The sequence below is a fragment of the Vampirovibrionales bacterium genome (assembly GCA_016712355.1).
Taxonomy (GTDB): Bacteria; Cyanobacteriota; Vampirovibrionia; order Vampirovibrionales; family Vampirovibrionaceae; genus JADJRF01.
This window is the reverse complement of sequence record JADJRF010000005.1, coordinates 1,083,477-1,105,277: the sequence shown is the minus strand read 5'-3', so window position 1 is coordinate 1,105,277 and position 21,801 is coordinate 1,083,477. Positions and strand designations below refer to the sequence as shown.

Genomic DNA, 21,801 nt, shown 5'->3' with positions numbered 1-21,801 from the left:
AGCCAGAGGCTTATCATTTAAATGCCTTTCTCTTCCAACGAGCCCGCCGCCGACGGCTCTCGCGCCTCTCAGGACGCGCTGATTCGCTTACTGACGATTGTCTCCACCGTACTGGTTCTGGCAGCAGGTCTCGCCATCCTGAATGTCTTCTGGTCGCTGGCGATCATGCTGGGATTCTGCACCTTTTTAACCAGCCTGCTCCTCGGTCCCGTGTCTTTTCTCGAAAAAGCCGTTAACCGTCTGGGGATTCGCCGTCTGTGGGGGCGTGCGCTGGCCGTTGGACTCACGTACGCCGCCTTTTTCACGCTGGTGGCTCTGGCGGCGGTGCGCTTAACCCCGGTGCTGGGTCAGCAAATCGGCGATTTCGCCCATGCTCTGCCCAAATATGTCTTACAGGCGGAAACCCTCTTGATTGACTGGTCCGACCGGACCTTCGGATCATCGGCCGTCAAGAGCCTGTTTCGAGGCGACATCGAAGATGCGCGACAGGCGGGGGTTGTCTCTCACACGACGCGCGCGCCAGAAGCCCGCATCTCTTCCGAAGAAAAAAAGGTCATTCAGGCCTCAGTCATTCGCGCGACCCTCACGCAAACCTCCAATCTGGCCGAAAAAACTCTCTCAGAAAGTCTGGGAGGCTTGTCCAATGTGCTCACCGGAACCCTGAACGGCCTCATGTATACCATTGCCGGGCTTTTACTGGTGTTTTACCTACTGATGGACGCCCCGCGCCTGCGCCCATGGCTGGAATCACACGCATCAGGGGAGCGTCTCACGGCTCTTCGGTTCTGGCTGGAAAGCCTGCCAGCAGTGATTCAAGGCTTTATCAAGGGGCAGGTGCTGCTGGGGATGGCGACTGGCGCCTACATGTTTATCATTTACTCTTTATTTGGGGTAAAGTACGCCTTTTTTCTGGCAGTTTTTCTCGCCGTGTGCGAGATTTTACCCGTCGTTGGCACCTGGATAGGACTTTTACCGGCATTTATCGTCATGCTCTTTGGTGAGAATCCAATGGTCACCCCTTGGGTCTGGCTATGTTCTTATGGCTGGCAGACGATTAAAGATAATATTCTGGCGCCCCGGGTCGTGGGGCAGGTCATGGGGCTGCATCCGGTTGCCGTGATTCTCTCGCTGGTGATTTGCGCCAAACTCGCAGGGCTGTTCGGCGTTCTGGCCGCAATTCCGCTGGCAGGCATTCTGAATGTCGCCCTGCAAGGACGCCCGCTGGCTGACAAACTGGTAGAAGAATCGGAAAGCGCCCCTGCCTCATGACCGCCCCCCGTTTTCTGGAAAGCGCTCCTGTCCTGCGTCGCAATCTGATCCTGCTGTGCCTGACGCTGATCCTTGCGGTTGCCGTCGTCACGATGACGTTTTTGGGAGATCTGCTCTCTCTGCTGGCGGGCACGTTATTGGTCAGCTACCTGTTGCTTGATTTGGCAGGCGCGCTGGAGCGGCTGTACGTGCGCGCGTTTCCGGCGGGATGCGTCCGGCGTCGCTTGCCCGCATCGTTTGCGCGCGTTCCATTGCCGGGGATCAATCATCGATTTCTGGCGGTGTCGAGTTCTATTTTTTCTTTGATCGCCCTGCTGGCGGTCGCTGCCCATATTGCGCTTCCCGCAATCAGTCAGGAAGTGGGCGGATTCGTGAAGTCGCTGCCCGGCTATTATCAGGCGCTGGACAAGCAACTGGAGTCGCTGGGCAAAGCCCAGTGGGGCGATCGGGTCATTCAGCGGCTGATGTCGCTGCCTCAAAGCGCGCGAAGCGCTTCTATCAGTACGCCGCTTCGAGTGATCGTCACGCCGCCTGCGGCGACGGCGATCCCGCCGTCGCCCGTCACGAAAACCGTTGTTGTAACGCCGTTACCCGTCTCGGTTGACGCCACGCGCCGCCCCAAAACCAACGCAACAGCAGAAGAAGCAGCGCATGCGTCAGAGGGCCCGCAGACGGCGAGAACATCAGACGCGTTCAATGCCCAATCGGCGCCGGACCTCCGCGAAGAAACCCCCGCTCAGGAGTCTCAGGACCCGCTCGCGTCAACGGCTGAAATCGCCGCGGATGCCAAACAGGCGGACTTTCAACAGCCGCCAGAACCGCAAGCCGGTCATGCCCACCCCGTCCCCATTGGACCGCCTGCGCCGGCGACGCCCCTGAAGACGCCGACGCGCCACACGCCCTCCACCACGCAACCCGTCTTGGCGCCGACGCCGGTGACGGTGACCGTCCAGACATCGGCGGCGGCGCTTCCCGCCAAAGTCACGGTTGCGCCGGTCGTCTCCGCGCCCTCGATGACGATTGACCGATCCGTCTCCAGCGCCGCGCCTGCCGCGCGCCCCACGGCGCTGAATCAACTGCTTGACGTCTTCCGTCGGTTCGTTATCAACCCCGGATCATTTAACGTGATGGACCTGCTCGGCGCGTCGCTGACCGGGCTGGTCTACACGCTGACCGGTCTGGCCCTGCTGTTTTACTTTTTGATGGACGGCAAACGGCTTGCTGAGGGGGCCTTCAAGCTCACGCCGGAATCTGTCCGACCGCAAGTGATGGATCTGCTGACGCGCGCCCATCGGCAATTTCACGCGCTGGTGCGCATTCAGGCGTTCACGGCGGTCATTACGGGCCTTTTGCTGTATAGCTGTTTTACATTCGTACTCAAACTCCCCTATACCGGATTTTTAAGCGCCTTTTTTGGCGCCGCAGCCTTATTTCCGGCGTTGGGACCCTGGTTCGGCGCCCTGCCCAGCTCGCTGGTGCTGTTATTTGACGGTCGCTGGCTATCCTTTGCGCTGACGTTAACCGGTCTGGGCGGCTTCTTCCTGTACAAGCAGCGGCGCATTATTCCAAAATTATTCGGGCCGCGCAGCGATATTCATCCGATTGTCAGCATCCTGACGCAATTGGCCTGCGTGCGCCTGTTTGGAGCTGTCCCCGGCTTATTAACCGCTTTACCCCTGTCCTGCCTGATGATGGCCGCCTACCGGATGCTCTGCGAACGGCGACGGCTCCAGAACGCCATGGCGGCCCGGGGCCTGGGCGGATAGAATCAGGTCCAGCAATGCGCCTTTGGCGGGAATCCACCGAAACCGCTGAGGGAAGGCGGGTTGATGCCCCGTATAATAGCGCTCCACGAGCCGAATCGCCAGACGCGTTTCTGCCACGCCGGGCGAAGGCTTGTCCTGGATGAGCGTCAGCAGGCGCGCATACCAGCGAATCAGCGCCAGCGCAACCACGGCCATTAACAGGATGCTTTGCAGCGAGTGACCGTAAGCGATAAAGGCGTATCGCCTCAAAAAAGCGGCCAAAAAGGCGTTCACCAACGGGTCCAGCGCGGACGCATCCCAAGCGATACAGGAGAGGCCTTTTAATGACGCTGGCGACCGGCCCAGAACTTTTGGATCTGCGTAATTGCCTTCGACCAACAGGGCCCAGAGGCTTAAAGCGCCGTAGGGACGACGGACCATCAGCCAGACAAGAACGTTTTGCAGCCAGGCAGGCGACGCGCCGCCCGGAGGCGCGATTTTCAGTTTCTCCAGAGAGTTTCCCGGAGATTTTCGGGCCCGAAGGGCAGCGAGTAGCTTCTGAGCGCCTCTCAAAGCGTCTTCGCAGCTTCGGGCGGGCTCGCTGAAAAGTTCTGCCACGGCCTCGCGATACGCCTCAAAGGCGCGCCAATCGATCCGGCAAAAAGCATCCACGCGAACGCGGCGGGGAAACGCTCCCTCCAGCGCCTCCCAAGACATGCCAGCGGCGGGAATCACGCCGTCGCGCTGTTGCGCCAAGCTGTCGGCGATGCTTTTGCAGGAGATGGAATAATCGAAGCCCAGCGACGCGTCCGGCAGCGCAATGGCGGCGAACGGGTAGCGCATGCAGGCGGACGGTTTGAGTTCTGCGCCTTCGCGCGCCTGAATTTCGCAGCGGCCGTCGTCGCGCAGGAAAACGCAGTAGCCTTGCGGGGTATGCGGCAGCAAATCGTTGTCCGCATCCAGCGGGAGTATCTGCGCCTCATGCGTCCGCAGACGCGATTGCGCCCATGGCAGCGCCTGCAGGCGCGCGGACTTGTCCTTTTCAATCGGGACGCTGACTTGCGAGCAGCACTCGCCGCATTGCGAGCACGCAAAGGCAAGCGGACGCCTTTGGGATAAAATGGGCGCGTTGGTCGGGTCTTCTGGCAAGGGGGGCGATTCCATGCATCCCATCCTGTTTTCCGTCTTCGGTTGGCAGATTCCGTCGTTCGGCGCGATGATGGCGCTGGGATTTCTTGCGGCGTTTTTCTGGCTGGCGCGACGGCTCCGGCAGGCAGGCCTGTCCCCGGATTTCTTCTGGGAGGCCGCGCCGCTCATGATCCTGGCGGCGGTCGTCGGCGCGCGCGCGTTCTATTTTATCTTCTTTCCCGACGTCTTTTTCCGCGATCCGCTCGGCGCCATTCTCAGCCGGGGCGGATTGGTCTGGTATGGCGGCATGATCGGCCTGATTTTAGCGGTATGGGCGCTTTGCCGGTGGAAACGCGCGCCGTTTTACGTCTTCACCGACGCGATGTCGCCGCCGGCGGCCTTAGGGCTTGCCATCGGGCGCGTGGGCTGCTTTTTGGCGGGCTGTTGTTATGGCGGGCCCTGCGCCTTGCCTTGGGCTGTGGCCTATCCCACGGGGCATCCGACGCATGGCGCGCATGTGCATCCGGCTCCGCTGTATGAGAGCGCTCTGACGCTGATTCTGGCATGGGGCCTGACGGCGCTGGGCCGTCGCTGGCGCGCGCCGGGCGTCGTCTCCTGGAGTTTTGTGCTGGGATACGGCCTGATTCGCTTTGTGACGGAAAGCGTTCGCGGCGACCGCTTAATCTGGCTGCCTGAACTTAATCTCAGCGCATCTCAGGCCATCAGCCTCATCGGCGCGGCGTTGGGCGTCGCGATGCTGGTTCACATCGCCCGGCGCGCCCCTGCTGCCGCGTCAGGCGCGTCTCAGGCGGCCCGCGTATGACGACGCTGAGCGGCGAGCGTTTTCAGGTAGCCTATCGCCTTGCGACGACCTCGCTGGGGGCGGCCCGGGCGTGGACGCGCGCGATTTGCCTGGAGCAGACGGTTGAATTCCCCGCCGACCTGCTGCCCGCCGACTGGATCGCCCAGGAGCTGGTAGGCCGCGAAGAATCGTTGACGCCCGCAGGCGAAGGCGCGTTTATCGCAACCGTCAGTTATCCCATCGAAACCGTGGGCGGCGAGTTGCCGCAGTTACTCAACGTCCTGTTAGGCAATATCAGCCTTCAGCCCGGCGTACGCGCGTTGCGCATGGACGCCCCCGAGTCGTTGCTGAATGCGTTTCGAGGCCCTCGCCTGGGATGCGGCGGGCTTCGCGCGCTGCTCGGCGTGTGGGATCGTCCGCTTCTGTTTACCGCCGTCAAGCCGATGGGCCTCAGCGCTTCTGAACTGGCCGACCGCGTCTATCAAATGGCGCTCGGCGGCGTGGACGTTATTAAGGACGATCATGGCCTCGCCAATCAAGCGTTTGCCCCCTACCGCGAGCGCGTGGCGCGTTGCGCCGAAGCCGTTCAGAAAGCCAATCGCCTCACCGGCGCGCAGGCGCTATATGCGCCCAATATTACCGGCCCGTTCGATCAATTGCGCGAGCGCGCGCAGTGGGCGAAGTCGATGGGCGCGGGCGGCATTTTAATTTGCCCAGCCCTGAGCGGATTTGACGCCATGCGCGCCTTGGCCGACGATGACGCGCTATCGCTGGCCATCTTTAGCCATCCGGCTTTTTTGGGGAATTTTTTAACGAGCGCGGAAAGCGGCATCGCGCACGGGGCCTTGCTAGGCCAGATTATGCGGTTGGCGGGCGCCGATGCGGTGGTGTACCCGAATTTCGGCGGACGTTTTTCCTTTACGCGGGCGCAATGCGAAGAGATTGCCCGCGAGGCCGCCGCGCCCATGGGCGCCCTGAAGCCCATCTTCCCGTGCCCCGGCGGCGGCATGACGCTGGATCGCATCCCCGAACTCAAGGCGATGTATGGGCGCGACGTGATGTTTCTGGTCGGCGGCGATATTGTCCGCCACAGCCCCGACCTGACGGCCAACTGCCGCTATTTCCGTTCTGTGGTGGAGTCCGGGGCCTTGTGACGGGCGCCCGGAGCTCACGAGGCGCGTCAGCCTTAAGGCCTGGAAACGGTTATTTACGAATCACCTTCAACCCAGCCAGAATCAGATCCAGCGAATCTTCCACATAAGCGGCCCCGGCGGCCTGATTGATAAAGGGTGGCGGCGGGGCTGAAAGCATCATCGTCGTGATGAAGAGGAATCCGGACAGGCGCTTGTAGTCTTTTTGCGCGAGGATCTCGCCGCGATCGGCCGCCTGACGCAACATCCCCTCGATAATCTGGGGAATTTTACTCATTTGATGATGAAAAATGGGCGTTCGCAATTTTTGCATCACCGGAAAAGCGGCGGTATTTTGCCCCGAAGCGAGGCGTTGCTGAGAGGCCCGGCTCTGAAGCGAGCGACTATACTCCACCAGCATGCCTTTCAGCGCGTCCATCGCCACCAGATGCGTCTGCGCCGCCACCAGCGCCATCTTCTCGTTCTCCTGCGAAAAGAACGACAGGATAACCCCGTTCAGAATATCCTCCTTGGAGCGGAATTCCAGATACACGCTGGCCTTGCTAATTCCGGCCTCCTGGGCGATATCTTCCACCGTGGTGCGGTCATACCCCAAGGTCTTGAACAACAGATCCGCCGCCCCGAGGATCAGGGCGCGTTTATCTTCATGAACCTTTTTTCGACCCATTCTTTAAATAAAAACTCCCATGTAATCCGATTGCGATCCATTACGCTGATATCAGATGCGCGCGAGGATGACAAACCGACCCGTGGACGCGAGCAGAATCAAGTCCGATAAACGATTTTCGTCTGGGCAGGGTATCATAAAATGCGATGCCCATCGTCTGAGCCCGTCGCTCCGCGAGTCTATCGCTATGATAAACGATTTTCGTCTGCGCGGGCTCGACTAAAACGAGGGAATGGCATGCCGCCGGCTCCAAACAAAACGGCTTTCTGGCTCGTCTATCTCACGTTACTGGCGACGCAACTGCCCATTCTGATTTACGCGTGGCGCGAGCGCCAAAAACAGCGACGATTAGCCGAATCGTGGAGTGAGTTTTTCTTCCCTTCCGCCCCAGCAGCCATGCCGCTGTTTCCGCTGGTGATGCAGGCCTTGACGCCTCTTGCGCTGATGCCTGCGGCGATGATGTCCATGAGCTTGACGCCTGCCCCCGAACCGCCTCAAATCGCCTATTTTGAGGCTCAGATTGTCGCCAGAGCCGCCGAAGAGCGCGGCATGACGCCCGCGACCCTGAGCCAAGCGATGCATCGCGTCCTTAAAGAACGACATTTAGCAGTGCTTCAGCCTTATTCCCCTACGACAATGACCGCCGTGCGCCCGGATCTCGACATGACATCCTCCCTTGTCAGCGCCATCGAGGCTTCTCGCGGACAAGTGGGCAGATAACAAGATTTTTAGATAAAAAGGCAATTATTGTCTAATAATTGTTTTTAAATTAATAAGGCCTGTCACCCCCTGTAGCCAGGTCCTGCGAGTTCCGAGGCGCGCATCCATGCGTATGCGTTAGAGAGGAGAAGGAGTTTCTACGATGACCACAGTTTCCGGCGGCGGATTTTCAGCAGTCCCTGACGCTCGCGGCGGCGACCCAGAGGCGTACGCGCAACAATACGCTTCGTCCAGGAATATTTCCATCGATCAGGCCCGCGCCGAGCTGCGCAGCAAGTATGGCGATCCAAAACCCCCAGGCTCCCAGGGAAGCCAAGCCCCCCAACTCACCCCGGATGCAGTCGCCCAGCAATACGCCACTCAAAATAACGTCTCGTTAGAAGCGGCAAAAACGCAGCTTCGCTCCATGTGCGGCGAGCCCAACGCGGCTCAGGCGGCGCACGGTCCTATGGGCATCGCCAGACAATACGCCGACAAGCAAAATGTCAGCATGGCGGAGGCCATGGCTAAAATGGACGCTGTTCTGGGCAAGGCGTCATCGGACAATAATTTTACCAGTACGCTCTTCTCCCCCAGGAATGAAACCGAGTCCACATCCAGCGCCACGAACGCAAGCGACAGCGCCAGCAGCGAGACCGAAGCGCTTGAGGCCAACGACACGGCTACACAACAAACCGTTACCGGCTCAGACGGCGGCAAGCAAGTCTCGATACGCGACTCTCAAAATAACATATTTCGTCAGGACTATTACAACCCGCAAGGCGAAATGACGGGCCAGAATTTTATCAACCCCGACGGCGGCCGGCAAATAATTAACTTTGATCCCAACAACACGACCGCCCGCCGTCAGGATTTCTTCAGCCCGGACGGCAAACTGACCAACCAGACCTATACCAATCCCGACGGTGGTAAACAACGTATTGAATTCGGCCCGGACGGAAAAATGTCGGAGCAGAAGTTTTATTCGCCCGACGGAACGCTCACCCATCGGGTTGCGTATAGCGCCGATGGAACGCACAAAACCTATGACGCCTCTGGCAATGAGATAGCCGATCGCTGGTAAGTCGCGCATCCACCACCCATTCTCTGGCAACCGGGACGACAGTCGGACGGCGGCGCTTTCAAAACGGGCGTCGCCGTTTGGCGCAGGGGCATTCTCACAGAGACAGGTAAATGGGGCCTCAGGATAAAAGCCACGCCTGTAAGAAAATATGACAACACTTTCAACGTTAAAAACGTGTATTTACCACATTTTTTGTCTGTCCCTGACAACATTTATCAATTATCACTTACAGTCGGCGCGCTGCCCGCAAATTGGACAGTTTGATAAGCCAGGGCTTCGATAGAGTCAATATAGCGATCCAGAAACGGCTTATCTCGCTCTAAAGCAATTGGAATTTCCGTACAGCCTAAAATAACGGCAGCGCATCCCTGTTCGAGCAGCCCGCGCGCGCCCGGAGCCAGAGCGCGATAAGGCGATTTCAGATCCCCGCTTTTAACCGCATGAATCCCTTCCATTACGCGCGCCTGCGTCTTTTTATCAGGAAGGTGAAGCGTGTAGCCTTCCGACAAAATTCGGACGGCATAAATACCAGAGGCCAGCGTTCCGTTCGTCGCTAGCAGCCCCACCGGACATTTCGTCAGTCGCCTGCGTCTTAAGCGCTCCATGACCGCCTCAACGATATGCAGCAAAGGAATATTCACCTGTCGCTGAATGTCAGCGAACCATCTATGAGCCGTGTTACAAGGCATGACAATAAAGTTGGCCTGCATTCGCTCCAATGCCTTGGCGCTTGCAATGAGCGAAGGTAAGGGGCTTTCTTTGCCGCTCAAAATAGCGGCGGAACGATCCGGGATTTGAGGCGTTGAGATAACCACCATCGGAATGTGATCCTGATCCCGTTTCGCGGGCGTCAGTTCAATCACTCTGGAAATAAACGTTGCCGTCGCCATAGGCCCCATCCCGCCAAGAATCCCTGCGGTTTTAAATTCAGAAGACAGTTCGCGCCGCTTCAACCAGCATCACCTATTGATGGAACGTCTCTTCTATTTTAGCCCATCAAAACAGGCTGCTCCCTACAACACCCGATTAAACCGCTCGCCGAGACCGGCTTGCGTGGGGCGGGATTCGACGCAGGCCTGAATCCGCGCTTTGCGCAGCTCCAGTTCGCGTTGACGCGCGCGCCACTGACGGCGCGACTGCGGCAGCGTCAGCAGCGTCTTGACGCGCCGATACGCGCGCAATCCCCAAATGTAAAACGGGTTTTTGACGCCCAGCGCATCGGCGACAAAGGTCGCCCGCATCAGCGGATCCATCCCGACAGGCGCGCTCATGAAACAGCCCTCGCGTGAATTACAACGAATCCAGCGCTTTTTTGTCGCCGTCGACCGATTCTTTCAACAGCTTTTTGACGATATCCTGCTGCGCGTCGAGCTGCTTGACGGTGGTTTCCAGGTTTTTAATCTTGTTGGTGAGAATCGTATCGGCATTCACCAGAATCCGGTTGGAAACGTGCTGAAACGATTGCAGCACCGCGCCCGCCGCGCCGTTCATAATGGAGCCTGCGGCGGCGCCCGCAATGCCGAATGGCCCGAAAAACGGCCCCAGCGTGGTCAGAATCCCGCCAATGCCGCTCATAATGCCCGCAGCCGGCATCGCCCAGTTTCGGCCAAATCCGGCGCCCGCAGCCGTTCCCGCCGCCAGGCCGCCAGCGGTGGCGATATCGCCAATGGAGCCCGCGCCGCCGGCAATCACGCCGCCAATGCCATTCACGCCCAGACTGCTGCTCCAGTCTGAACCGACGCCCATTGCGCCGAGCATGGCCAACGGCCCGCCATTACCGGATAACGGAGCCGCACCGCCCGCAAAAACGCCGCCAATCGGCGCCGCGCCGCCCGCCGCAGGAAAACCCATGCTGCTTGCCATCGGCGCCAAGCCGAAGGCCGCCTGACCGCCGGGCAAAATGCCTGTGCCTCCCGTAATCGGGCTGAAGAACGACGTGCCGGGAATATTCATCGCCTCGCTGCCGAAACTCGGATTAAAGGAGGCCGAGCCCAACATGCGCGCGATATTCATAAACATGCTGGAGAATTTCCCCATCCCGCTGCCGCCCATCGCGGGGCCGGACACGGTGAGATCGCGCAGACGGTCGAAGGTCTCAAACATCTGAGCCTTAGCCTCGCTGCTGGCCTTGCCGTAGCGGTTGAGGATGACGATTTCAGAGTCGTTTTTGTAACTCATGGGCGGTCCTCGCTTGGCGGTATCCGGGAGGAGAAACTGGAGGAGAAACGAGAGAGGAGGAAGAGGGAGAGTAAAAAGAGCAAGAAGAAGAAGAAGAAGAAGAAGAAGAAGAAGAAAAGCGTCTCACCCGCCGCGCCGGAAAATCCCGGCCTCAGGCAAACGTCTTAAACGTGAGATCGACGTTCTTGTCGATGACCTTTTTGACGGCTTCAATCTCCGTGCGGACCGCTTCCTGCTGCGTATCCACGCGTCTTAATTGCAACTCCAGCGATTTATCCAGCGACTGAATGGCGTTGATGCGCATCTGAAGCTTAATCGCCTCAGGCGCATCCGGGTCGAGCGTGGTGGCCGTGTTAAACAGGTCGTTGGTCATGTTGGCCAGCTGCATGCGCGACTGGTTAATTTGCTGACCCGTCAGTTCCAGATCGTTCTTGCGAGCGGTCAGCATCAGATAGCGCGATTGACTGGCAGCAAGGCCCATAGCGGCGCCAAACCTCCGTGGAAACAATTCCTCGTAGGACGTATCGGCAAATAAGCGCGCCCACTGCGCCGGATCCCCCGTTTGAAGGACGCCCGCGAAGCGACGGCTCACGCGCCGCAAAAGCTTCTCAGGGAAAGCTTCTTCTCTGTATCTCGACCAAAAACCCGTAAGTGACGATTGCAAATGGTATTGAGAGTGTACCGATCACGCGCCGCTTTGCATGGCGCAGAGCAATTGTTTTACTTATCGTAATATAAACAGATAAAAATCCGGCGCGCGCAAGACCCGCCAAACGCCCGCCGAGGGGATGCCCGAATAGGACAGCCCCCTTACAATAAGAAGCAACGATCCCTGCCGCGTCCTCCCCTCCCGCTCACGCGACGGCGGCAGACGGATTTCAACCCACAGGAGCGCTCTTATGGCCGGTAAATCCCCCTCCAAGTCCCCCGCCAAGGCGGGCAAAAAGCCCAGCAAAAGCGCGGGCGCGCGACGCCCCAAGGTGAAAAAATCCACCTCGGCCCCCGCGTTGGGGCAAGCGGTGGACGCGCTCAAAAAAGGCTTTTTAATGGGTCTTGGCGCCACGGCGCAAACCGCCGAAAAACTGAAAGACCTGGTTGCGCCCGTCGTCGAGGAAATCGGCGATAGCGAGGCGCGTCGAACCACCGGCGATCTCGCGCGGGTGCTGCTCAACGAAAAAACCCATTTCGAAGCCCGGCTCAAATCGCTGGTCGAAGGCTTTGTCCGGGCCACGGTCAAATCGCTGAATCTGGTCACGCGCGACGAGCTGGACGCCGTGCGGCGCGAATTGCAACGCGCCGCAGTGAAGCCGGTGTCTCCTCGACCTGCGCCGCGTTCAGCCCCGCGAGCGGGCGGCGGCGGCGGACGTCCGACCACGCGCCCCGGCTCAGCCCCTCGCGCAGCAGGCGCGCGCCCTGCGGGGGGAGCGACGGCGGATCGCCCCACGCGAGACGCCGCCAATAAACCCGGCTCCGCGCGCCCTAAAGCGGGTGGACGTCCAGGCGCGTCTCGCGGCGCGGCCAAACCAGCGGCAGCCCGCCCTAAAACCGGCGGCGGCCCCTCGTCGATTGGCGCGCGCAAGCCCCGGCCCGGCAAGCCTTCCGGCGGCGGCCCGCGACGCGGCCCCAAGCCCTGACGCCGCTATCCGGCGGCGATTTCCAAGCCCACTGCATAAAAGAAAGGGGATTCCGTCGGGAATCCCCTTTTGTGGTGATGAATGTGGACTATGGCATATCCGAAGGGAGGTGAGATTTGATCGCAGGGACTTTACAAAGGCGTGAGGGCCTGCGGGTTGCCCCCATCAGCGTTTGCCGATGATGGCGTTCCAGATGTCTTCCAGGCGGCGGGACATTCTGGTCAGCAGATCGCTGCCGTTGCCCGCCGCGCCCGCGCTATACGCCACGTGCGGGGCGGAGACGTCGGTAAAGGGCTTGGCGGCGGTTTCGGCCTTGAAGTAGTCGTCCAGCAGTTTTTTCAAGCCGTCGGCGTTGAGCTTGCCTTTGGGCGCCTTACCGCCGTTAGCGGTATCAGTGGCCTTGCTTAGCGCGGCGCGCACGTCGGCTTCGCTTTTGCCCTGCGACAGCGCCTTGAGAACCTCGCCGTAAGGCTTTTTACGCCCGCCGCCGTGTTGTTTCTCCAGCGCTTCTACCAGCGCCTTGCGGTGATGACGCAGGCTGCGGCTCGCCTGGAGCGCGTCCAGCGTCGAAACGACGCCTTGTTCGTACGATTTGGCGGCGGTCTGCGTGGTTTTAAATTCCCCGACCATCGTCGAGAGCTGCTCTTTACCGATGGTCTTGGGATCTTTATGTTCAAGCAGATTTTTGAGCTTTTTATCGATTTTATCGGACGACTTATTTTTCTTGATGGCGTTGCGCAGTTTATTGGCCAATTCGCGGCGTCTGCCATTTTTCTTGCCGTCTTTGGCCTCCGTTTTCAAGACGTCTTTCAGATCGCTTGAGACCACATCGAGCCGCTTGCCGGCTTCGGTTTCCAGCAGGTTGAAGCCATGGCTTTTGCCCCGTTCGCTCAGCGCTTTTTCGTAGGCTTCCATCGAGATGCTTTCCAGCTTGTGGTCTTTAATGCGCCGGAAGAAGCTGACGTTGCCATCGATAGTGAGGCGGCCCACCTGGCCTTTTTTCGTGGCGTCAATGACCTGGGTTTCCACGTCTTTGACGCTGCTAAAGACGGTTTCTTTGGCTTGTTCGGCAACTTGCTTGCCTAAGGGCTTCGCCGATTTGCCGGATTTTTTTCCGACGATACGAAATGCGTTCACCAATACGGACATGCGCAAATTCCCCCTTCTTCTGGCGTCGGGCCCCTCGCCGCGACGCTTGCTCTGTTTCCCTCGTGATGCTTTCTTAAAGCGTGTCAATCCATTTTGATGCTAGCGGGCGGGCGCCATTGTTTACAATTCAACACAAACGCCCCCACACGCCGCGTGGCGCTGAGGGCGTTTGATAGCAGAAGCGGGATTAAGCCCAGGTTTTGAGGGTTTCCTGAAGGGTTTCCAGCGTTTTGAACGCGCCTTCGGCATCTTTCGGCTTTTTCTGGAGATCGCCGACCTTATCCTTAAGCTTGCCAATATGCTTGGCTTTGACGCGACGCCCTTTGATGTGACGTTTAATCAGATCGTTCACCTTTTCGAGGGCCTCTTTAATCGGGCCGCCTTCGCCGAATTTATCTTTCACGTCATTCAAGGCCGTGCGCACTTTACCCAGGACGCCAAATTTTCCGTCGACGCGAAGCGTTTCGGCCAGCGTATGCGATGTCTGGGCTTTTTGAAGCGTCCCGTCTGCGGCGACGTATGGTTTACCCTGAATATCTGAGGGCGCGATTTTTTTGACCCTGATTTTACCTTTATGCGTGCGCTCAGCGCGCAGGAGTTGTTTCGCGCCGCCTTCCGAGGCGGTGGTCTGCAAGATCACCTGATCGCCGACGCCAAAGGTCTTGTTATCGCGCAGGGCATCTTTGATCCCCTTGGTGCTATCAGCAGGCGCCAGATTGATTTCCGCGCTGTTACGGGCGCGTTTGATGCGGCCTGTCAGTTGCTTGAAGGCTTTTTTATTTTTTTGGGGCTTGATTTTTTTGGGCGATTTCAACACCACGACCGCGCTCTGAATCGCAAAACTGGACATCCGGCGCAACTCCTTCAATCAACGGGCTGGGGAAACGGAATACAAAAAAAGAAGAGACATGAAAAGAACAGAGAAAAAGAGAGATAAAGAGACAAAGAGAGAGAGAAAGACACCGCCTGAAAAACAAGCCTCCCCAAAAAGAGGGAATCCTCAGGCGTCTGAGCTAACAACGCTCGTAACGGGTCTAAATTGCCTCTTTGGGCGATGCCGCAGGTAACAATTTCTAAAGCACGCGCGCCTGCTGATAAAACGGCTTAAATACCGGCGATTGCGCAAAGGGCGAGGCGCCGCGCGTCATGGCTGGCGCAGGCGGCGCGCCGTTACGATACCCCACCCCGGCGCGGTAGCCCGAAACCGTATAGAGCAAGGCCAGCAAGGGCGTAATCCATTTAAGACCGGCGAAAACCCCCGCCACGGCGAAATCATCGGCGTGCAGGGCGACATCCGTCGCCTCGATATGGCGCTGATCGTTTAATCCGCGCCAGAGCGACGCGACGCCCTCCGTGCGTACCCGCCCAACGGTTGCGCGCAAGCCGCCGATCGGGCCCTCTTCCAGCATCGGCCCCAGCAGATTTTTACCGATAAAGTTCGCGATGGCCGAGCCGCCCAGCACGCCAACAGCCGTAATGCCGCCAATCAGCGCTCCCAGACGCGCCCCGCGGTGATGCCGCAGCGGCGTTCGCTCCAGCGCGCTGAGCGCCGCCCCGGCCCCAATATTACACAGCACGATATTGGCCAGATACTGAAACGACGCTTCCTGCGCCTGATTTTTCAGACGGCGGCGACAGTTTTCGCCCGTCATCGCGTTGCCAACCACGCCCCCCGCCAGCCCGCCCAGTACGGGCAGCAATCCCAGCAGCGACAGGTCTTTAATCTCGCCGAGAATCTCTTTACCCGTAACGCCCTGCGGACGCGGGATAATGCGATCCATCCAGTCGCGCCCCTGTTGCGGCGTGGCGCCTGCCGCCAGAAGGTCGGTGCGCAGGCGATGCACTTGCCGGGGAGACAGCATCCGCCGCTGGGCCAGCGCCAGGAGTTCGCGCGTTGAGGCCGACGCAGACGCCGGTAATTCCCGCTGAACCTGGGCGATGCCTGCCTTTAACCCCTGAAGCGAAGCGGGCGCAATAAAGCGCTTGGCGCCGATGAGCGCCGCAATCACGGTTCCGGCCATCGCCGCGCCGTCGCGGATCATCGCCGCCGAGCGACAGGGCTGCGGTGCGCGCCGGGCGTCTTCTATCGCCGCAGCCGCGCCCAGAACCGGCAAGGCCCACGGCACGGCGCGCGTCAGGCCATAGACCAGACGCGGTTGATCCAGCCAGAGCGCGGCTGAAGCCAGCGGCGACACGCCACTCATGACCGGGAACAGGCCCTGTCAGGAAATCTCATGCGCATCGCCCTGCCGGGTCTGTCTTTGACGGGCCTTTCTTTGCCGGATAATTCTCTTTCGCCGGATATTTCTCTTTTGCCGGGTATTTCTCTCATGGTGAGAACGTCCGCTGCTCGCCTCTCGGTCAAAAATGAGAATCATTCTCATTAATGATATGAGAATCATTATCAACAAGCGCGCGGATTTGTAAAGCCATGGCGATTCGGCTCTGGCTATCGCCCTTTTCGCCCATTTACGCTCTTTTGAGGCGTCGGGCCGACGCGCGAGGGGCGCTGTGGTACAATATCGCCGCAGCGGCGCGCCATAAGCGAATGCCGCCGGAGGAGACCGCGATGAAAAAATACACCCTCACCGGCATTGGCCCCGACAAGCCCGGCATCGTCGCCGGGATGACCGCCGCGCTGGCCGACTGCGGCGGCAATATCGAAGACAGCGCAATGACCATTCTCGCCAACCAGTTTGCGCTGATTCTCATTGGCGCCTTCCCTGACAAAGCGACGCTGGAGGGCTTGCGCGAAGCCTTTGCGCCGGTGGCGGCGGCGCTGGATATGACGCTCGATATCCGCGAACTGCATGAGACGGCGGCCGGGGCCCCGGCGCACGCGCCTGGCGAGAATACCTATATTCTGTCGGTCGCCGGGCGGGATCGCACCGGCATTACGGCGGCCATCACGCGTATTCTGGCGGCGCATCAGGTCAATATCACCGATCTCAACGCGCGCCTGATGGAAAACGAAGACGGCCCGGTCTATATCATGATGGTGGAAGCCGTCCTGCCCGCCGGTCTGGACGTCGACGCCTTCGAGCGCGAACTGGCGGCCATGGGCGAGTCGCTCCATGTGGAAATCAGCTACCATCCGGTGGAAGTCGTTGCGCTGTAGGGCGCAGCGCGGGCTTATAAGGCGATTCTGACTCCGTGGCCATCGTTAAGGTTTACCAGTACCCGCACGCATCGTTGCGCGAGCCCTGTCATGCGGTGAACGCGCTGGGTGGGGCCGTGGAAACCGTCGTGCGCGATCTGGTGGATACCATGTACGCTTTTGGCGGCGCAGTAGGCCTGTCAGCCCCGCAAATCGGCTCGCGACTGCGGGTGATTGCGATGGACGTGGCGGCCAAATCCACGCGCGATCAGCTTCGCGTGATGATTAACCCGGTGATTGAAGTCTCCTCGCGCAATAAGCTCGTACGCGAAGGCTGTCTGAGTTTTCCTGAGTATCTGGCCAACGTCAAGCGGGCCACGCGGCTGACGGTACGCTATCTGGACGCCGACGGCGCCGAGGTGACGCACGAGGCGCGCGATCTGGAAGCCATCGCCATTCAGCACGAGATTGATCATCTGGACGGCGTGCTGATGATTGACCGGGTCAACTCGCTGAAAACCGACCTGCTGCGCCGTTACGCCGGCGCGCCGCTTCCCGCAGCCCCTTCTGACGTAACCGCGCCCGTTTCCCTTCCTCCCGAATTCCATCCATCATAAGGAGTCCTTGTCATGACTGATGGCCCAACGCCCTCGGAGTCCTCTGCTGAACTGTCGTCGCAAGCCCCTGCGGCCAAGCGCAAGGCCCGATCCGTCATCTGGAAAGTCCTGCTGATTGGCGCTCTCATCCTGATGATGCTGATTCCGCTGGCGCTGATCGCGTCGATCATTGACGAGCGTAAAAACACCCGCGACAAGGTCGTGGATGAGATTGCCCAGACCTGGGCCGGAGAACAGCGCCTGACGGGCCCGGTGCTCGTGGCGCCTTACCTCAGCACAATCGCCAGTAAAGATGACAAAGGGCGCAAGAAGACCCAGTCCATTCGCAAGCTTGCCTACCTGCTGCCCGAGCAGTACGAGGTGCGGGCGCATTTGATGCCGCAGGTCCGCTACCGCAGCATCTATCAAAGCGTCGTCTACCGCAGCCAGATTGAGATTCAGGGGCGCTTTAACCCGCGCGCCCTCGACGAGCTGCGCCTGCCGCCGAACAGCGTTCTGTGGTCGCAGGCGTTTGTGACGTTGGGCATTCCCAGCGTCAAGGGCCTGGAAACCCGCCCGGATCTTCAGTGGCGCGGCAAAGCGGTTGAGTTTCTGCCAGGCGTCAATGGCGCAGACTTCGCCGGCGGAGGGTTATACGCGCCGGTAGCCGTTTCAGCCGACGCGGGCGATATGCCATTTAAGGCCACGCTGTCGCTCAAGGGCAGCCAATCGTTCTGGATGTCGCCTATCGGCAAGCAAAGCCGCCTGATCGTCACGGGAGATTGGCCTTCTCCCAGCTTTGTAGGCGACACGCTTCCCACGACCCGCGCCGTAAAAGGAAAGACGTTTCAAGCCTCTTGGGAAATCCCTTATTTTGCGCGCAGTTACGGACAGGCCTTCACCCTGAGCGGCAATATGGAGGTGTTTTTATATAACTCTAACGTGGGCGTGCGTTTGTTGACGCCGATTGACGCGTATCGCCAGGCGGATCGCGCCGTCAAATATGGCGTTCTGTTTCTGGCGCTGACATTTTCCACGTATTTCCTGTTTGAAGTGGTGTGTAAACGGCGCATTCACCCACTGCAATACCTGCTGATCGGGCTGGCGCTGACGCTGTTCTACCTGCTGCTGATCGCTGGATCGGAGGTCATTCACTTTGGCTGGGCTTATTTAATCGCCAGCGTTGCCATTATCGCGCTGATTACGCTGTATTCCAAAGCGATTCTGGGCGCCAGCAAGCGCGAGGCGCCGCTGATTATCGGCGGGCTGCTGACCGCGCTCTACGCCTACCTGTACATCCTGTTGCGGCTGGAAGACTGGTCGTTGCTGTTTGGGGCGCTGGGCCTGCTGGCGGCCTTGGCGGCGATTATGTTCGTGACCCGTCACATCGACTGGTATAACGAGTAGGCGCGCATTTTTCAGGGCTAAAGAACGCCCGAAAGAACGCTCTCTCAAAGCCCTTCACGCTGAAAACCCCCTGCCATCGATGCGATTCACTCGCAGGCAGGGGGTTTCAGCAATAAGAAGGCGTTGTCTTTAGACGATGAAATCCTGCCAGCCGCTGGCGAGATCGGTCACCGGGTTCATCTGATCGTCGTAATACGGCAGATCGATGGGGGCCGAGGTCGTCAGAATGGGCAGGTTATTGCGCAAGAGATCCGTGTAGGTCGGCATGTGAATCTGAAAGTAAACGCCCAGCCCCACGCGGTCTTCCTGCTGGTAGATTTTCTCAAAGGCGGCCAGGCGCTTGGCGTTGACCTCTTCGCGGTCCATGGGGTTCTTGACCACGCCGTCGTAGCCCTCGTCTTCCATCGAGTAGACGCGCGGCGTCTGTTGACCGCGCAACTCAATCTCCTCATCGAAGAATTCTTTGGTGCGCAGATCGTTATACGTCGGACACGGCTGCAAGACATCCACCAGCGCCATGCCCTTGTGGTAGATGGCTTTCTGGATGGTCGCCTTGAGATGTTTGGCGTCATAGGCGTAACTGCGGGCGATAAAGGTATAACCGCAGGCCAGCGCCAGCGCAAACGGGTTGATGGCCTGATTGATATTGGGCAGGGGCAGCGATTTGGGCTGATCCCCCTGAGGCAACGTTGGCGACGCCTGGCCTTTGGTGAGGCCATACACTTCGTTGTCGAAGATGATATAGGTCAGATCAACGTTACGGCGGCCCGCATGGACGAAGTGTTCCGCCCCGATGCCGTAGCCGTCGCCGTCGCCGCCAGCCGCCACCACGGTAAGCTTGGGATTGGCCAGCTTGGCGCCGATGGCATAGGGCAAGACGCGTCCGTGCAGGGTATGCGCGCCATAGACGTTGACGTAATGGCTGGATTTACCGGAACAGCCAATGCCAGAAAGCAGGTAGACTTCCCACGGCGGCATTTTCATTTCGGCCAGGGCTTGTTGCAGGGCGTTGACGATGCCAAAGTCCCCGCAGCCGGGACACCAGTCGGGATGCTTGTCGGACTTGAGCTGAGAAGCCCGAAGCGGCTGATTGAGAAGCTTAGTGACCATAGGTCAGCACCACCCTTTCCGTGCGTTGTTGCAATACCTGCTGAACCGCGTCGACCACTTCAGTCTGCGAGATGGGGCGGCCCGTATATTTGAGAATCTTATGCGCCAGCTGAATGCCGGTGCGCATGGCGATCAACTGCGCCAACTGGCCCTGATGGTTGGATTCCATACACACGGGCAGCGCCGCAGCCTTGATAATGGCGGCGACCCCGTCGGCGGGGAAAGGCGACATCAGCCGCACGTGCAGGTAGTTCATGGTGATGCCGCGCTCGTCTTTCAGCACCGGCATGGCGTCCAGCACCGCGCCTTTGGTCGAGCCCCAGCCCACCAGCGTGATATCTGCCTTTTCGGGGCCGTAGAGCATAAACTGACGGTCGACGGGAATTTCGCGCGCAGCGAGATCCAGCTTGCGCATGCGTTTGTCGTGCATCGCAAGGCGAATCGCAGGGTCTTCGGTGATATGGCCGATCTCCGTATGCTCATCGCCCGTCGTCCAGAAGATAGCGCCCGGCGTGCCGGGGAAGACGCGCGGCGAGACGCCGTCTTCGGTAATCTTGAAACGCGGGTAGTGGGCAATCGAAGCGTCCATATCGTCCGGATTCGACTGAGGACCGACAATCTGGCCCCGGTCAATCTTCAGGCCATTCTCGTCAAAGACGGGAATGCTCTCGGTGCCGTTGGCGATGGCTTTATCGGGCACGACAATCACGGGGGTCTGGTAGCGGTCGGCGTAATTGAAGGAGTCAAAGGCGTCTTCAAAGCACTCGTTCATATCGCCAGGCGCCATGACGATTTTGGGGAATTCGCCGTGGCCGGCATGCACCACGCACAGCAAATCCGCCTGTTCGCTTCGGGTGGGAAGCCCGGTAGACGGCCCGCCCCGCTGATAGTTAAAAATGACGACCGGCACTTCGTTAATCCCGGCCCAGCCGATGCCTTCGGCCATCAGCGAAAAGCCGGGCCCTGAGGTCGAGGTCGACACCCGGATCCCGGTAGTCGCCGCGCCATTGGCCATATTCACCGCCGCCAGCTCGTCTTCGCACTGGATGACGACCATGCCGTATTCGGGGTGATTTTCCAGATAGATACACTCATCGACCGCAGGGGTAATCGAATAGTAGGTCAGGATGCGGCATCCGGCCTTGAGCTTGCCCAGACCGACGGCGGCGGCGCCGTTCATCAGCATCCGCGAGGTCTTGGCAGGCGGATTCGGCTGGGCGGCGATGCGATGGGCGAACGATCCCGCGACATTCAGGGCCTCTACGGCCTGATAGGCCTTGTTGACGGCCAGCATATTGAGGGCGACCAGCTTGGCGCGGCGTCCGGTAAACAGGCCCGCCAGCGCTTCTTCAACAGAGGCCATGGCCACGCCATACAGCGCCAGCGAGGCCGAAACCGCGATAACGTTTTTCATGATGACGAATTTAGCAGGGCTGGAACCGGTTTCTTGCGCGATGGCGGCGATAATGGCGTCGTACTCGATGGGCAGGCGCAGCGCCGAAGGCGGCAAGCCATTGAGCTTATCGGGGTCGGTGAGCTTGGGGTCGTAAATCAGCGCGCCGTCTGCCAACAGCTCATGGGCATGAATCTCAGCCGTGGTTTTTTCAAACGTGGCGAGCAGGTCGATGGGGTCGACGTTGGAATGAACCGGCGTATGCCGCGCCCGCACCAGAAAGTAGCTGTGCGCGCCCTTGATATTGGAGTGATACTCGCGTTTACCGTAGATCCAGTATCCGGCCACCGCCATGGCGCGGGCGAACAGGTTGGCGGAGGAGTCCACCCCCGTGCCTTGCGGGCCGCCGATCATCCAGTTGATTTCCGTGCAAAGCGCGTCCAGAGTCGCGGGAGCGGTCATGAGAATCTCTCCTCAGAGGGGGTAAACAGGGAAAGGCTGCTAAAATTTCGACATCTTCTATGAACCGTCGGGCATTCTAGCATAACAAGGCGGATCGGCAAGCGCCAATTCCCGTTTTTGCGCGGCTTTGCGCGTATTTTGGCAAGCCCGGGCTCCCGGCGGGTTTCGTTTAGTCAACCGGTATTTGCCGGACCGATCCTGATAGAATCAGGCCGTCTAGCGTTCCACTG

The 21,801-nt window shown here is 59.5% G+C and carries 22 protein-coding genes; 11 read left to right on the top strand and 11 right to left on the bottom strand.

What is annotated here, in order from left to right:
- Nucleotides 1-21 precede the first annotated feature (21 nt).
- Nucleotides 22-1,269, top strand: a complete 1,248-nt coding sequence (locus IPK79_06420) for an AI-2E family transporter (GenBank protein ID MBK8190069.1) — start codon at nucleotides 22-24, stop codon at nucleotides 1,267-1,269.
- The gene (locus IPK79_06415) at nucleotides 1,266-3,035 is read left to right on the top strand and encodes an AI-2E family transporter (protein MBK8190068.1); all 1,770 of its coding nucleotides are present in this window, start codon (nucleotides 1,266-1,268) and stop codon (nucleotides 3,033-3,035) included. The genes IPK79_06420 and IPK79_06415 overlap by 4 nt, the downstream gene beginning before the upstream one ends.
- Here IPK79_06415 and IPK79_06410 read toward each other — a convergent pair.
- On the bottom strand, nucleotides 2,940-4,178 hold the full coding sequence (locus IPK79_06410) for a YkgJ family cysteine cluster protein (protein MBK8190067.1): 1,239 nt from the start codon (nucleotides 4,176-4,178) through the stop codon (nucleotides 2,940-2,942). The genes IPK79_06415 and IPK79_06410 overlap by 96 nt on opposite strands.
- Here IPK79_06410 and IPK79_06405 point away from each other — a divergent pair.
- On the top strand, nucleotides 4,177-4,965 hold the full coding sequence (locus tag IPK79_06405) for a prolipoprotein diacylglyceryl transferase (protein MBK8190066.1): 789 nt from the start codon (nucleotides 4,177-4,179) through the stop codon (nucleotides 4,963-4,965). The two genes, IPK79_06410 and IPK79_06405, sit on opposite strands and share 2 nt — an antisense overlap.
- On the top strand, nucleotides 4,962-6,098 hold the full coding sequence (locus IPK79_06400) for a ribulose 1,5-bisphosphate carboxylase large subunit (GenBank protein MBK8190065.1): 1,137 nt from the start codon (nucleotides 4,962-4,964) through the stop codon (nucleotides 6,096-6,098). Before IPK79_06405 ends, IPK79_06400 begins: the two co-directional genes overlap by 4 nt.
- Nucleotides 6,099-6,147: 49 nt before the next feature.
- On the opposite strand, the gene IPK79_06395 is transcribed toward IPK79_06400, so the two are convergent.
- Nucleotides 6,148-6,762 carry a TetR/AcrR family transcriptional regulator gene (locus tag IPK79_06395; GenBank protein MBK8190064.1) on the bottom strand — a complete coding sequence of 205 codons (615 nt, stop codon included), beginning with the start codon at nucleotides 6,760-6,762 and terminating at the stop codon, nucleotides 6,148-6,150.
- 237 nt (nucleotides 6,763-6,999) lie between these two features.
- Here IPK79_06395 and IPK79_06390 point away from each other — a divergent pair, with 237 nt between their 5' ends.
- Both IPK79_06390 and IPK79_06385 read left to right on the top strand, forming a co-directional pair.
- The gene (locus tag IPK79_06390; protein MBK8190063.1) at nucleotides 7,000-7,482 is read left to right on the top strand and encodes a hypothetical protein; all 483 of its coding nucleotides are present in this window, start codon (nucleotides 7,000-7,002) and stop codon (nucleotides 7,480-7,482) included.
- A gap of 142 nt (nucleotides 7,483-7,624) precedes the next feature.
- Nucleotides 7,625-8,545, top strand: a complete 921-nt coding sequence (locus IPK79_06385; GenBank protein MBK8190062.1) for a hypothetical protein — start codon at nucleotides 7,625-7,627, stop codon at nucleotides 8,543-8,545.
- A gap of 215 nt (nucleotides 8,546-8,760) precedes the next feature.
- Here IPK79_06385 and IPK79_06380 read toward each other — a convergent pair whose 3' ends face one another.
- From IPK79_06380 to IPK79_06365, 4 genes are all read right to left on the bottom strand, one after another.
- The gene (locus IPK79_06380) at nucleotides 8,761-9,435 is read right to left on the bottom strand and encodes an aspartate/glutamate racemase family protein (GenBank protein ID MBK8190061.1); all 675 of its coding nucleotides are present in this window, start codon (nucleotides 9,433-9,435) and stop codon (nucleotides 8,761-8,763) included.
- 123 nt (nucleotides 9,436-9,558) lie between these two features.
- Nucleotides 9,559-9,816 carry a hypothetical protein gene (locus IPK79_06375; protein MBK8190060.1) on the bottom strand — a complete coding sequence of 86 codons (258 nt, stop codon included), beginning with the start codon at nucleotides 9,814-9,816 and terminating at the stop codon, nucleotides 9,559-9,561.
- A 19-nt stretch (nucleotides 9,817-9,835) separates the two neighbouring features.
- Nucleotides 9,836-10,723: a hypothetical protein gene (locus IPK79_06370; protein ID MBK8190059.1), complete on the bottom strand. Its 888-nt coding sequence runs from the start codon at nucleotides 10,721-10,723 to the stop codon at nucleotides 9,836-9,838.
- A 151-nt stretch (nucleotides 10,724-10,874) separates the two neighbouring features.
- Nucleotides 10,875-11,315 (bottom strand): hypothetical protein, encoded by a 441-nt coding sequence (locus IPK79_06365; GenBank protein MBK8190058.1) that lies wholly within the window; start codon nucleotides 11,313-11,315, stop codon nucleotides 10,875-10,877.
- Between the two features lie 307 nt (nucleotides 11,316-11,622).
- On the opposite strand from IPK79_06365, the gene IPK79_06360 reads away from it, so the two are divergent.
- A complete protein-coding gene (locus IPK79_06360) occupies nucleotides 11,623-12,357 on the top strand; it encodes a hypothetical protein (protein MBK8190057.1) in 735 nt (244 codons plus the stop codon).
- 165 nt (nucleotides 12,358-12,522) lie between these two features.
- Here IPK79_06360 and IPK79_06355 read toward each other — a convergent pair whose 3' ends face one another.
- The 3 genes from IPK79_06355 to IPK79_06345 form a co-directional block, all read right to left on the bottom strand.
- Nucleotides 12,523-13,506: a hypothetical protein gene (locus IPK79_06355; GenBank protein ID MBK8190056.1), complete on the bottom strand. Its 984-nt coding sequence runs from the start codon at nucleotides 13,504-13,506 to the stop codon at nucleotides 12,523-12,525.
- Nucleotides 13,507-13,693: 187 nt separating this feature from the next.
- Entirely contained in the window at nucleotides 13,694-14,356 is a 663-nt protein-coding gene (locus IPK79_06350) for a hypothetical protein (protein ID MBK8190055.1), read from the bottom strand.
- Nucleotides 14,357-14,579: 223 nt separating this feature from the next.
- Nucleotides 14,580-15,710 carry a hypothetical protein gene (locus IPK79_06345; protein MBK8190054.1) on the bottom strand — a complete coding sequence of 377 codons (1,131 nt, stop codon included), beginning with the start codon at nucleotides 15,708-15,710 and terminating at the stop codon, nucleotides 14,580-14,582.
- Between the two features lie 30 nt (nucleotides 15,711-15,740).
- Here IPK79_06345 and IPK79_06340 point away from each other — a divergent pair, with 30 nt between their 5' ends.
- The 4 genes from IPK79_06340 to creD all read left to right on the top strand — a co-directional run bounded on the left by IPK79_06340 (nucleotide 15,741) and on the right by creD (nucleotide 18,606).
- Entirely contained in the window at nucleotides 15,741-15,893 is a 153-nt protein-coding gene (locus IPK79_06340) for a hypothetical protein (GenBank protein ID MBK8190053.1), read from the top strand.
- Between the two features lie 182 nt (nucleotides 15,894-16,075).
- Nucleotides 16,076-16,624 carry an ACT domain-containing protein gene (locus IPK79_06335; GenBank protein ID MBK8190052.1) on the top strand — a complete coding sequence of 183 codons (549 nt, stop codon included), beginning with the start codon at nucleotides 16,076-16,078 and terminating at the stop codon, nucleotides 16,622-16,624.
- Between the two features lie 35 nt (nucleotides 16,625-16,659).
- Complete coding sequence (def, locus tag IPK79_06330) at nucleotides 16,660-17,220, top strand: peptide deformylase (GenBank protein MBK8190051.1); 561 nt, start codon at nucleotides 16,660-16,662, stop codon at nucleotides 17,218-17,220.
- A 12-nt stretch (nucleotides 17,221-17,232) separates the two neighbouring features.
- Nucleotides 17,233-18,606: a cell envelope integrity protein CreD gene (gene creD, locus IPK79_06325; protein ID MBK8190050.1), complete on the top strand. Its 1,374-nt coding sequence runs from the start codon at nucleotides 17,233-17,235 to the stop codon at nucleotides 18,604-18,606.
- 129 nt (nucleotides 18,607-18,735) lie between these two features.
- Here creD and IPK79_06320 read toward each other — a convergent pair whose 3' ends face one another.
- Together IPK79_06320 and IPK79_06315 are read right to left on the bottom strand one after the other, a co-directional pair.
- Entirely contained in the window at nucleotides 18,736-19,716 is a 981-nt protein-coding gene (locus tag IPK79_06320; protein ID MBK8190049.1) for a 2-oxoacid:ferredoxin oxidoreductase subunit beta, read from the bottom strand.
- Nucleotides 19,706-21,571, bottom strand: coding sequence for a 2-oxoacid:acceptor oxidoreductase subunit alpha (locus IPK79_06315; protein ID MBK8190048.1), 1,866 nt, complete (start codon nucleotides 21,569-21,571; stop codon nucleotides 19,706-19,708). The genes IPK79_06320 and IPK79_06315 overlap by 11 nt, the downstream gene beginning before the upstream one ends.
- Nucleotides 21,572-21,801 lie beyond the last annotated feature (230 nt).